This window comes from Phenylobacterium sp., assembly GCF_013822795.1.
Classification (GTDB): domain Bacteria; phylum Pseudomonadota; class Alphaproteobacteria; order Caulobacterales; family Caulobacteraceae; genus Phenylobacterium.
On record NZ_PNLB01000009.1, the window covers coordinates 92,602 to 104,237 of the forward strand.

Genomic DNA, 11,636 nt, shown 5'->3' on the forward strand with positions numbered 1-11,636 from the left:
ATCAGCCCACTTGCAGGGCACACGGACCTTCTGTCCTGCAAGCGGAGGCTGGCGTCGCCTGGCGTTTCGAGTTTCGAAACAAAGCGTCGGCAGCCTGGGCTTCGCACACCCCCAATTCCGCTTCCCACCCTCCAGGGCCCTGCATGATCTCGTCCCTCTTCGGCGCCATTTCGAACGACATCGCCATCGATCTCGGCACCGCCAACACGCTCATCTACATGAAGGGCAAGGGTATCGTCCTCAACGAGCCCTCGGTCGTGGCCCTGCGCAACGTCGGCGGCCGCAAGGTCGTTCACGCGGTCGGCATCGAAGCCAAGCAGATGCTGGGCCGTACGCCTGGGCACATGGAAGCCATCCGTCCGATGCGCGACGGGGTCATCGCCGACTTCGAAGTCGCCGAGGAGATGATCAAGTACTTCATCCGCAAGGTTCACAACCGCAAGGGCTTCGTGAACCCGAAGGTGATCGTGTGCGTGCCGTCGGGCGCGACCGCGGTCGAACGCCGCGCCATCAACGACAGCTGCCTGAACGCCGGCGGCCGCCGCGTTGGCCTGATCGACGAGCCGATGGCCGCGGCGATCGGCGCCGGCCTGCCGATTCACGAGCCGACCGGCTCGATGGTCGTCGACATCGGCGGCGGCACCACCGAGGTGGCCGTCCTCTCGCTGTCGGGCATCGTCTATTCGCGTTCGGTCCGCGTCGGCGGCGACAAGATGGACGAGGCGATCATCAGCTACATGCGCCGCAACCATAACCTCCTGATCGGCGAAACCACCGCCGAGCGCATCAAGAAGGAGATCGGCACCGCCCGCGCTCCGGCCGACGGCGAAGGCCTTTCGATCGAGGTCAAGGGCCGCGACCTGATGCAGGGCGTGCCGCGCGAAGTGCGCATCAGCGAAAAGCAGGCTTCGGACTCGCTGGCCGAGCCGGTCGGCCAGATCGTCGACGCGGTGAAGATGGCGCTGGAAGCGACCCCGCCGGAACTGGCCTCCGACATCGCCGACAAGGGCATCATGCTCACCGGCGGCGGCGCGCTGTTGCGCGGCCTGGACGCCGAGATCCGCGACCACACCGGCCTGCCGGTGACGGTGGCCGACGACCCGCTGTCCTGCGTGGCCCTCGGTTGCGGCAAGGTGCTCGAACATCCGAAGTGGATGAAGGGCGTCCTGGAGTCCACCCTGGCGTAGTATTGCCGAGTCGCGGTCTGGGGGAGGGCTCCCAGGCTGCGCCTCTAGGGCGAGCAGGTTCAGGTGGCGCTTCGCGAGAACCCGTTTGGCGAACTGAAGGTGCCCTTGGCCTGGACGGCCGGGGTTGCGCTGGTCCTCGCCATGGTCGTGGCGCTGGTCCTGCTGCTGTCGGATCGCCGCGAGACCTTCCAGACTGAGGCTTACGGCGCCTCCCGCAAGGTCGGCGACGCCATCGCCGCGCCGGTGACAGGGGTGCTGGCGACGCCCGGCGAGTGGATCGGCAGCGGCGTCGACGGCGTCCGCGGCTACTTTTTCGCGGTCTCCGAGAACCGCCGCCTCAAGGAAGAGCTGCGCGAGGCTCGCGAGTGGCAGGTCGCCGCCCTGGCCCTGCGCGACACCAACGACCGCTACAAGGCCCTGCTGGGCCTGAAGACCGATCCGCCGATCCCGATGGTCGCCGCCCGTACGGTCAGCGAGGCGAGGGGGCCGTTCTCCAACACCCGCTTGGCCAACGCCGGCAAGGAAAAGGGCATCAAGCCGGGCAATCCGGTGATGAGCGAAAACGGTCTTGTTGGCCGCGTCATCGGCGTGACCGACGGCGCCAGCCGCATCCTGCTGCTCACCGACATCGCCTCGCGGACGCCGGTGATGATCGACCGCACCAACGCCCGCGCCATCCTGGCGGGCGACGGCGGCCCCAACCCGCGCCTCGAGTACCTGCGCGGTCAGGACCCGGTGAAGCAGGGCGACCGCATCGTCACCTCCGGCGACGGCGGGGTGCTGCCGCGCGGCCTGCCGGTCGGCGTCGCGGTCAAGGGCCTGGACGGCCGCTGGCGCGCGGTGCTGGCCTCCGACGCCGCGCCGGTGGACTTCGTGCAGGTGATGCAGTTCCAGGACTTCTCGCAGCTGGCCGCCGCGGCGGCCGCCGAGCTGAACCGCATGCCCGTGCCGCCGCCGACCAACCCGCCCCCGGTCGTCGGTGTGACCTCCGCGACGCCGGCCCCGGCCGCTTCGACAACTGCCGGCCAGACGGCCCCGGCGGCTGCACGTCCGACCACGACCGCGCCCGCCGCTGCGCGCCCGGCCGCGTCCCGTCCGGCGGCGACGCCCGCGCCGCGGCCGGCGACGCCCCGGCCTGCGACGCCCCGGCCTGCGACGGCCCGTCCGCCGGCGGACACGCCGGCTGCGCCTTCGGCCCCCGCGGCCCAGCCCCAGCCGCCTCCGCCGGAGGTCCCGTTCTAGATGGCCGGCGCGCGCCCCTTGGCCCCCTGGCGCTGGATCGGGGTCCCGCTCGTCCAGTGCCTGATCCTGACCGTTCTCTTCTCGCTGCCCTACCGGCCCTTCGGCCTCAGCCTGCCTGAGCCGATCTTCCCGATGGTGCCGGCGTTCGCCTGGGCGGTGATCCGGCCCTCGATGCTGGCCCCCGTCGCGGTGCTGGCCATGGGGCTGTTCCTCGACATCGTCTGGGGCGCGCCGATGGGCCTCTGGGCGCTGTCGCTGCTGCTGGTCTACGGGGCGGCGCTGGTCGGCCGCAGCATGATGGCGGGGCAGAGCGTCCCGGTCATGTGGGCTTGGTACGCCGCGGCGACCGGCCTGGCGCTGGGAGCGGCCTTCCTCTTCACGATGGTCGGCGCCCATGCGACAGCGGACCCCATCGCCATCGCGTGGCAATTCCTAGTTACAGTCATTTTGTTTCCGTTCGCGCACCTGCTCATCGACCGGTTCGAGGATGCAGACGTGCGCTTCCGTTAGGGTCCCGAAGCGATGGCCGAGCCGTCGATCTTCTTCTCCGAGGTCAATGAACGGCAGGGGGTCTTCCACCGCCGGATGTTCCTGCTCGGCGGCATCGCGGGGCTGGGTCTGGGCGCGCTCGGCGCGCGCCTGGCGCACCTGCAGATCATCGAGACCCAGCGCTACGAGAAGCTCTCGGCCTCGAACCAGTTCAATTTCCGCCTGGTCCCGCCGCCGCGCGGCCTGATCGTCGACCGCAACGGCGCGATCTTGGCCTCCAATCGTCCGAACTTCCGGCTGCTGGTCACCCGCGAGGACAACTCGACCGACGTCGAAGGCACGCTGAAGACGCTGTCGACCTTCGTGCCCCTGGACGAGGCGCGCCAGCTGCGCCTGATCAAGGACATCAGGCAGACCCCCAAGCGGGTGCCGGTCTCGGTGTTCGAAGACATGAGCTGGGACGAGTTCTCGGCGATCAATATCCGCGCTCCCGAGCTGCCCGGCGTGACTGCCGACATGGGCGAGGTGCGGGTCTATCCGCACGGCGGGGCCTTCGCGCACGTCATCGGCTACGTGGCCAAGGTCAACAAGGAAGACCTGACCCCCACTGGACCGAACTCGGACCCGATCTTGCTCAATCCCGGCTTCCGCATCGGCCGCCAGGGTGTGGAGAAGGCCTTTGATCTCGATCTCAGAGGCAAGGCCGGCGCGCGCAAGGTCGAGGTCGACGCCAACGGCCGCGAGGTCCGGCAGGACGAGGCCGGCGACATTCCCAGCACGCCGGGCAAGCGCATCGAGCTGACCCTCGACGTCGACATCCAGAACCGCGCGCTCGAGGTGATGGGCGACGAGAGCGGGGCCATCGTCATGATGGACTGCCGCAACGGCGACCTGCTGTGCATGGCCTCATCGCCCAGCTTCGACGCCAACCGCTTCGTGAAGGGGCTGTCTGGACCTGAGTACCGCGCGCTGGCTCAGTACGAGCGCAAGCCGCTGCTCGACAAGGTGATGACCGGCACCTATCCGCCGGGCTCGACCTTCAAGCCGACCGTCGCGCTGGCGGCGCTGACCGCCGGCATCGACCCGGAGGTGCGCGTCCACTGTTCCGGCGGCTGGTACTGGGGCGGGCGCACCTGGCGCTGCTGGAAGCCCGGCGGGCACGGCTCGCAGAACATGCACGACGCCATCAAGAACTCCTGCGACGTGTATTTCTATCAGACGGCGCTGCGCATGGGCCCGGATCCGATCGCCAAGACCGCCCATGCCATGGGCTTTGGCCAGATCTTCGACATTGGCATTCCCGGCCAGAAGAAGGGCGTCGTCGGTTCGCGCGAGTGGAAGCGCAAGGCCGTCAAGCGTGAGCCGGTCTGGCAGCCGGGCGACTCCGTCAGCTACGGGATCGGCCAGGGCTACGTGGCGGTGAACGCCCTGCAGCTGGCGGTGATGACCGCGCGGCTGGCCAACGGCAAGAAGGCGCTGAACCCGCGGCTCATCAAGTCGGTGGGCGGGGTGGAGCGGCCGCACGGCGACGCGGTGCCCGACTTGCCGTTCACCAAGGAACAGCTCGACTATGTCCGCGGAGGCATGGTCGCGGTGGCCAACGACACCGGCGGCACGGCCTATCGCCAGAGCCAGCTCGGCCTCGGCGACATTCAGATGGCCGGCAAGACCGGCACCGCGCAGGTCCGCTCCTATGCGGGCCTGGCCTCGCGCAGCAGCGCCGGGGTCACCTGGCGGCTCAAGGACCACAACCTGTTCGTCGCCTTCGCGCCGGTCGATGATCCGCGCTACGCCGTGGCCGTCATCGTCGAGCACGGCGGCCTGGGCGGCGCCACCGCCGGCGCTCCGCGGGCGCGCGAAGTCATGCGCGTGGCGCTGATGAAGGATCCGGAGCTGCGCTCGCGCATCGAGACGCCGATGCCGATGCCTGAGGCGCCCGAGCCGCTGGAAGCCGAAGGCGTCGCGCCCGAGGCGCCGACCATCACCGCCGCACCCGCCGCTCCGTCGACGGCGCCGGCGGCGTCCACCACCCCCACAGGAGGCGCGATATGACCGTCAGCGCCCTGACCCGCCCGGGCGAACGCGACCGTCTGGTCGTCAAGATGTCCGAGGTCGACTGGCTGTTCGCCCTGGCGCTCTGCCTGATCGCCGGCGCTGGCGCCCTGATGATGTTCTCCATCGCGGGGTCGTCGTGGGAGCCGTGGGCGGCCAAGCACCTGACCCGCTTCGCGCTCTGCTTCGTGCTGATGATCGGGCTGGCGATGATCGACCTGCGGGTCTGGTTCGCCATTTCCTATCCGCTCTACGGCATAGGCCTCTTGCTGCTGGTGGCGGTGGAGGTGGCCGGCGACGTACGCATGGGCGCTCAGCGATGGCTGGCCTTCGGGCCGTTCAGCTTTCAGCCGTCCGAGATCATGAAGCTCGGCATCGTGCTGGCGCTGGCGCGATTCTACCACGGCATCTCGGCCGACAATGCGCGGCTGTCCTGGTGGTTGCTGGTTCCCGCCGCGATGATCGCCGCGCCGACCGTGCTGGTCATGCACCAGCCGGACCTCGGCACCGCCATGCTGATCGCCATGACCGGCGTGGCCATCGTCGTGCTGGCGGGGCTGTCCTGGCGGATCATCCTCGCCGGGGTCGCGGCCTTCGTGGTCGCCGTGCCGCCCTTGGTGATGTTCGTGCTGCACGACTACCAGCGCAAACGGGTTCTGACTTTCCTCGACCCGGAAAGCGACCCGTCCGGCTCCGGCTATCACATCCTGCAATCCAAGATCGCCTTGGGCTCCGGTGGCTTCTTCGGCAAGGGCTATGGGCTCGGCTCGCAGAGCCAGCTGAACTTCCTGCCCGAGAAGCAGACCGACTTCATCTTCGCCACCCTGGCCGAGGAGTTCGGCTTCCTGGGCTGCTTCTCGATCCTCTTCCTCTACGGCGCGGTGATCTTCATGGCTCTGCGCACCTCGGCGCTGGCGCACTCGCATTTCGGCCGGCTGTCGGCGGCGGGGACGACGGCGACCTTCGCGCTCTATGTGCTGATCAACGGGGCGATGGTCATGGGTCTGGCCCCGGTGGTGGGCGTGCCGATGCCGCTGCTGTCCTATGGCGGCACGGTCATGCTGACCGTGATGATCGGTTTTGGCTTGGTCCAGGCCGTGCGCGTCCACCGCTACTCGGAAGTCACCAGCGGCAAGGGCGCGCTGATGTAGGTCAGGCGACCGTCACGGTCGTCTCGCCCTCGCCGAGGGGCGGCTCGAAGCTGCGCAGAAAGCGGGCCAGCATCGCATCGTCCACCGGGATCGCCCCACGCAGGTCGGGAGTCTCGCGCCGCTGCGCCAGGCGGCGCTGCAGCAGTTCGGGTTGGGCGTGCAGGTAAATCAGCCGCCAGCGCCCGCCGGCGCGCTCGACCTGAGCCTTGAAGTCGTCGCGGTGGGCGCGGCTCCAGAAGCTGGAATCGATCACCACCGCCTGGCCGCCGCGCACGGCCTCGCCGACCTGCGTCTGCAACCAGGCGCGCACCGGCTCCAGCAGGGCGGGATAGTCGTCGGCCGAGAAGTCGCGGCCGTACTGGCCATGGCGACGCCAGACCTCCTCGTCGATCGACAGCCGCAGGAAGCCGGCGTCCTCAAGCGCCATGGCGAAGGTGGTCTTGCCGCTACCGGCGACGCCGCACATCAGCACCGCCAGACCGGGCAGGGGTCTCAAGGACAGAAGCGCGTCGGCGATGGTGATGGCCATGGCGCGCTCCCTCAGGATCCTAGAGCTTGAGCGCCTGATCCGTGGCCCGGACCAGACCGTCCACTATGCCGGGCTCGGTGGAGGCGTGGCCCGCGTCCCAGACGATGTCGAAATTCACTTCAGGCCAGGCGGTCTTCAGTCGCCAGGCGCTGTCCATCGGCGTCACCACGTCGAACCGGCCCTGGACGATCCAGCCCGGAATGCCGCGGATCTTGTCGATGTTGTTGAGGATCCAGTTGTCTTCTTTGAAGAAGCCGCCATTGGCGAAGAAGTGGCACTCGATCCGTGCAAACGCGATGGCGAAGTCGATCTCGTTGAACTTCGAGGGCCGCGCCTCCGGGCCGCGGATCGAGATGGTGTCGCCTTCCCACTGGCTCCAGGCGGCGGCCGCCTCGGCCTGGATGCGGCGATCCGAATGGGTCAGGCGCTTGTGATAGGCGGTCATCATGTCGCCGCGCTCGGCCTCGGGGATCGGGGCGCAGAACCGCGTCCAGGCGTCCGGGAACAGCATCGAGGCGCCGTCCTGGTAGAACCAGCGCAACTCCCTCTGGGTCAGCAGGAAGATCCCGCGCAGCACCAGCGCTTCGACCCGATGCGGGTGGGTGATCGCGTAGGCCAAGGCCAGGGTCGATCCCCAGGAGCCGCCGAACACGGTCCACTTCTCGACGCCCAGGTGGATGCGCAGCCGCTCGATGTCCTCGATCAGCGCCCAGGTGGTGTTGTCCTCGAGGCTGGCGTTCGGTCGCGACTTGCCGCAGCCGCGCTGGTCGAACAGCGCCATCCGCCATCTGGCCGGATTGAAGAACCGGCGCATGGTCGGGTTGATCGCCCCGCCCGGGCCGCCATGCAGGATCACGCACGGCTTGCCGTCGGGATTGCCGCACTCCTCATAGAAGATCTCGTGCGCCCCGCTGGTCGGCAGCCAGCCATAGGCGTACGGCTCGTTGTCCGGATACAGCCCCTTGCGGTGCGTGGTGTTCGAGACGGCGAAAGGCGGGGTGTTGCGTTCCATCCCGGCCAGTCTACTTCGGGAAGCGGCGCCCCATCCAGTCCAGGATGAGCCGGTTGACCTCGTCGGGCTTCTCCTGCTGCGTCCAGTGGCCGCTGTCGGTGATCAGCACCTTCTCCAGATCGGAGATCACCTCTTCCATGCCGTCGGCCATGGCCGGCGACAGCACCACGTCCTTCTCGGCCATGATCATCAGGCACGGGACGCCGTCGATCCGGGTCGGGAAGTCGGCCGAGCGCTCCCAGTTGCGGCTGAAGTTGCGGTACCAGTTGATCCCGCCGGTGAAGCCGGTGGCCTCGAAGGTCTCGACAAAAGCGGCCAGTTCGTCGGCGGTCAGCAGTTGGTTGGCGGTGTCGGCCTTGTCCCAGGCGTTCAGCGCGTCGCCGAACGCGAAGGTCGAGCCGCCGCTCGGCGGGGCCGCGGCCTGCGCCACAGCGGCCGGCTTGCGCATGAAGAACCGCATGGTCTTGTCGACGTCGGCGGCCAGCGCCGCGTCGGCGATCCCCGGCTTCTGGAACCAGACGATGTACATGTCTTCGCCGAACACCTTGCGCATGCCCTCGATCGGGTCGAGCGGCGCGCGGCGCATGAACGGGGTGTTGAGCCCGATGATCCCGGCCACGCGGTCCGGATGCATCAGCGGCAGCTGCCAGACGACGATCCCGCCCCAGTCGTGGCCGACGAACACGCCCTTGGCCGCGCCCAAGTGATTCAGCAGCCCGACCAGGTCGCCGGTCAGGTGCTCCATGTCGTAGTCGGTCACCGCCTCGGGCCGCTCAGTCAGGCCATAGCCGCGCTGATCGGGGGCGATCGCCCAGATCCCGGCCGCCTCGCAGGCCGCCAGCTGGTGGCGCCACGAGAACGCCAGCTCTGGGAAGCCATGGCAAAAGATCAGCGGCACGCCCTGGCCGCGCGGCCCGACTTCGTAATAGGCCATGTCGATGCCGTTGACCTTGGCGTGCTGGACGGGCGGCATCTGGCGGGCGAGGGCGGTCGACATGGCGGGCTTCCTCCGAAGGTTTTGTCCAGCTTGCCAGGGTTCCTTGCGCGGAAGGCAAGCGGCGCTTGGCGCGATCGGCGCGAATGACGCTAGAAGGGGCCCGATGACCAGCCAGCAAGCCGCCGCCGTCGACCGCACCCCCTGGGGCCTGGTGTTCCTGCTCGGGGCGCTGACCGCCTTCGCGCCGATGTCGATCGATATGTACCTGCCCAGCCTGCCGGCCATCGGCGCGGATCTGCGCGCCACCGCCGCGCAGACCCAAGGCACGGTGGCGGCGTTCTTCGCCGGCATGGCCATCGGCCAGTTCTTCTACGGCCCAGCTTCCGACCACTTCGGCCGCCGCGGCCCGATCCTGGTCGGCGTGGCGATCTATGTCGCCGCCTCGATCGCCTGCGCGCTGGCGACCTCCGGCGACATGCTGATCGCCGCACGCTTCGTCCAGGCGCTCGGCGGCTGCGCCGGCGGGGTGGTGGCCCGCGCCGTGGTCCGCGACCGCTTCACCCACACCGAAACCGCGCGGATGCTGTCGCTGATGACCCTGATCATGGGCCTGGCGCCGATCCTCGCCCCGATGCTCGGCGGGCTGCTGCTGACCCTCGGCGGCTGGCGGCTGAACTTCTGGGCCTTGGCCTTGTTCGGCCTGGCCTGCGGCGCGGCGACCCTCCTGTGGCTCAAGGAATCGCGCTCGGCCGAGACCGCCGCCCAGGCCGCCTCCGAAAGTCCGCTGAAAGCCTATCTGGCCCTGCTGCGTCAGCCGCGCCTGGTCGGCTACGCCCTGGCCGGGGCGCTGAACGGCGCGACCCTCTTCACCTACATCTCGGCCTCGCCGGACCTGCTGATCGGAACCTATGGCATCTCGCCCCAGCACTTCGGCTGGGTGTTCGGCCTCAACGCCGCGGCGATCATCGGGGCCAGCCAGGTGAACCGCTACCTGCTGCGCCGCGCCACGCCCGACGAGGTGTTGGAGCGGGCCAGCCTGGCCGCGGTCCTGGCCTCCATCGCCTTGGCGCTCGCGGCGCTGACCGGCTTTGGCGAGCGCTGGAGCATCCTGCCGCTGCTGTTCCTGCTGCTGGCCAGCTACGGGTTCATGCAGGGCAACACCATGGCCGGCGCGCTGAATGTCGATCCGCGCCGGGCTGGTTCGGTCTCGGCGCTGATGGGCGGCGCTTCCTTCGGCGTCGGCGCGTTGGCGGCCAGTCTCTCGGGCGCGTTCCACGACGGCACGCCGCGGCCGATGGCGGTGGTCATGGCACTGGCGGTGATCGGCTCGGCCATTGCGCTGCGCGTCCTGGCCTTACCCAAGCGCGCTCAGTCCTGAGGCTTCTGCATCGCGGCCCAGGCCAGCACCGCCCAGCCGAGCATGAACAACACGCCGCCGATCGGGGTGATCGCCCCGAACCAGCGCGGGGCGCCCAGCGCCATGGCGAACAGCGAGCCGGAGAAGATCGCCACGCCCCCCAGGAACAGGGGCGGGGCCACCCGCGCCAGCCGTCCGCCGGCGTTAACCACGGTCACCGACGCGAAGACTGCCAAGGCGTGCAGGAAGGCGTAGGTTGCACCCGTATGCATCCATTCCTTGGCCTTGGGATCGGTGACGCCATGGGCGGCGAAGGCCCCGAAAGCGACGGCAAGAAAGCCACAGATCGCGGCGGCGGACGTCCAGACACGCAGATTGCTCATGCGCCCTGCGTAGCGACTCCTCCTAGCATTGACCACAAGTACAGGGGGGACGTTCCATGAAGCCGGCATCGGTCGCCGATTATCGCGAGCTGGCCAGGCGGCGGCTGCCGCCGATGTTCTTCGAGTACATTGACGGCGGCTCCTACGCCGAGGTCACGCTGGAGCGGAACGTCGCCGACATCGAATCCCTGGCCCTGCGCCAAAGGGTGATGCGCGACATGACCCAGCTCGACATGTCGGTCGAGGTGCTGGGCCAGAAGATGAGCATGCCGATCGGGCTCTCGCCGGTCGGCATGGCCGGCATGTACGCCCGGCGCGGCGAGGTGCAGGCCGCCAAGGCCGCCGCGGCCGCCGGCGTCCCGTTCTGCCTGTCGACCGTCGGCGTCTGTTCCGTCGAGGAGGTCGCTGAGGCGGGCACGCCGCCCTGGTTCCAGCTCTACATGCTCAAGGACCGCGGCTACATGCGCGAGCTGCTGGCCAGGGCCAAGGCCGCCGGCTGCCCGGTGCTGGTGTTCACCGTCGACCTGCCGCTGCCCGGCGCGCGCTATCGTGACGTCCGCTCCGGCTTCACCGGCGCGACGGCCTTTTCCGGGGCGGTGAACACCGCCTGGCAGGGCGTGACGCACCCCGAATGGCTGTGGGACGTCTGGCTGAACGGTCGCCCGCACAGCCTGGGTTCGGTGTCCGGCGCGATTCCTCAGGGGCGCAGCGTCACCGACTTCCTGAGCTGGATCGCGAAGAATTTTGATCGATCGGTCACCTGGGCCGATCTCGACTTCGTCCGCCAGGTCTGGGACGGCCCGATCGTGATCAAGGGCGTGCTCGACCCCGAAGACGCGCGCGATGCGGTTCGCGCCGGGGCCCAGGGTCTGGTGGTCTCCAACCACGGCGGCCGTCAGCTCGACGGCGTGCGTTCGTCGATCTCGGCCCTGCCGGCGGTTGTCGATGCGGTCGGCGGCGATCTCGAAGTCTTTATGGACGGCGGGATTCGCTCAGGGTTGGACGTCCTCAAGGCGCTCAGCCTCGGGGCCAAGGCCTGCTTCGTCGGCCGGGCCTGGGCCTACGCGCTGGGGGCAGGGGGCCGGCCCATGGTCGCTAAGATGCTAGGCACCCTGCGTTCCGAGCTCGCCACCGCCATGGTCCTGACCGGCTGCAATGCCGCGCGAGACGCCGATAAGTTGCTACTAGACGTCGCACCTTAGAAAAACTTTTCAATTCGAGGCGCGCAGGCCCATCGACAAGGGATGATCTTGCCGGGTAAATGCGCGCCGAATTTGCGCGCAACAACGGTCGCCGA

11 protein-coding genes are annotated in these 11,636 nt (G+C 68.9%); 7 read left to right on the forward strand and 4 right to left on the reverse strand.

Features of this window, described 5'->3' with window-relative positions; all coding sequences use genetic code 11:
• Positions 1 to 143: 143 nt before the first annotated feature.
• The 5 genes from C0481_RS09985 (at position 144) to rodA (ending at position 6,121) form a co-directional block, all read left to right on the forward strand.
• Positions 144 to 1,187: a rod shape-determining protein gene (locus C0481_RS09985; RefSeq protein WP_056020526.1), complete on the forward strand. Its 1,044-nt coding sequence runs from the start codon at positions 144 to 146 to the stop codon at positions 1,185 to 1,187.
• Positions 1,188 to 1,250: 63 nt separating this feature from the next.
• Positions 1,251 to 2,429 carry a rod shape-determining protein MreC gene (gene mreC / locus C0481_RS09990; RefSeq protein WP_293403202.1) on the forward strand — a complete coding sequence of 393 codons (1,179 nt, stop codon included), beginning with the start codon at positions 1,251 to 1,253 and terminating at the stop codon, positions 2,427 to 2,429.
• Positions 2,430 to 2,939, forward strand: a complete 510-nt coding sequence (locus C0481_RS09995; protein ID WP_293403204.1) for a hypothetical protein — start codon at positions 2,430 to 2,432, stop codon at positions 2,937 to 2,939.
• A gap of 12 nt (positions 2,940 to 2,951) precedes the next feature.
• Positions 2,952 to 4,970: a penicillin-binding protein 2 gene (gene mrdA, locus C0481_RS10000; protein WP_293403206.1), complete on the forward strand. Its 2,019-nt coding sequence runs from the start codon at positions 2,952 to 2,954 to the stop codon at positions 4,968 to 4,970.
• The gene (gene rodA, locus C0481_RS10005) at positions 4,967 to 6,121 is read left to right on the forward strand and encodes a rod shape-determining protein RodA (protein ID WP_293403209.1); all 1,155 of its coding nucleotides are present in this window, start codon (positions 4,967 to 4,969) and stop codon (positions 6,119 to 6,121) included. The genes mrdA and rodA overlap by 4 nt, the downstream gene beginning before the upstream one ends.
• A gap of 1 nt (position 6,122) precedes the next feature.
• On the opposite strand, the gene C0481_RS10010 is transcribed toward rodA, so the two are convergent.
• The 3 genes from C0481_RS10010 to C0481_RS10020 are packed head-to-tail and all read right to left on the reverse strand — an operon-like array spanning position 6,123 to position 8,659.
• Entirely contained in the window at positions 6,123 to 6,650 is a 528-nt protein-coding gene (locus tag C0481_RS10010) for an ATP-binding protein (RefSeq protein WP_293403211.1), read from the reverse strand.
• Positions 6,651 to 6,669: 19 nt separating this feature from the next.
• Positions 6,670 to 7,662 carry a prolyl aminopeptidase gene (pip, locus tag C0481_RS10015; RefSeq protein ID WP_293403214.1) on the reverse strand — a complete coding sequence of 331 codons (993 nt, stop codon included), beginning with the start codon at positions 7,660 to 7,662 and terminating at the stop codon, positions 6,670 to 6,672.
• A gap of 10 nt (positions 7,663 to 7,672) precedes the next feature.
• On the reverse strand, positions 7,673 to 8,659 hold the full coding sequence (locus tag C0481_RS10020; protein WP_293403216.1) for an alpha/beta hydrolase: 987 nt from the start codon (positions 8,657 to 8,659) through the stop codon (positions 7,673 to 7,675).
• A gap of 103 nt (positions 8,660 to 8,762) precedes the next feature.
• On the opposite strand from C0481_RS10020, the gene C0481_RS10025 reads away from it, so the two are divergent.
• The gene (locus C0481_RS10025; RefSeq protein WP_293403218.1) at positions 8,763 to 9,977 is read left to right on the forward strand and encodes a multidrug effflux MFS transporter; all 1,215 of its coding nucleotides are present in this window, start codon (positions 8,763 to 8,765) and stop codon (positions 9,975 to 9,977) included.
• On the opposite strand, the gene C0481_RS10030 is transcribed toward C0481_RS10025, so the two are convergent.
• A complete protein-coding gene (locus C0481_RS10030; protein ID WP_293403220.1) occupies positions 9,968 to 10,339 on the reverse strand; it encodes a DUF423 domain-containing protein in 372 nt (123 codons plus the stop codon). The genes C0481_RS10025 and C0481_RS10030 overlap by 10 nt on opposite strands.
• Before the next feature lie 56 nt (positions 10,340 to 10,395).
• Here C0481_RS10030 and C0481_RS10035 point away from each other — a divergent pair, with 56 nt between their 5' ends.
• Positions 10,396 to 11,541, forward strand: a complete 1,146-nt coding sequence (locus tag C0481_RS10035) for an L-lactate dehydrogenase (protein ID WP_293403222.1) — start codon at positions 10,396 to 10,398, stop codon at positions 11,539 to 11,541.
• Positions 11,542 to 11,636 lie beyond the last annotated feature (95 nt).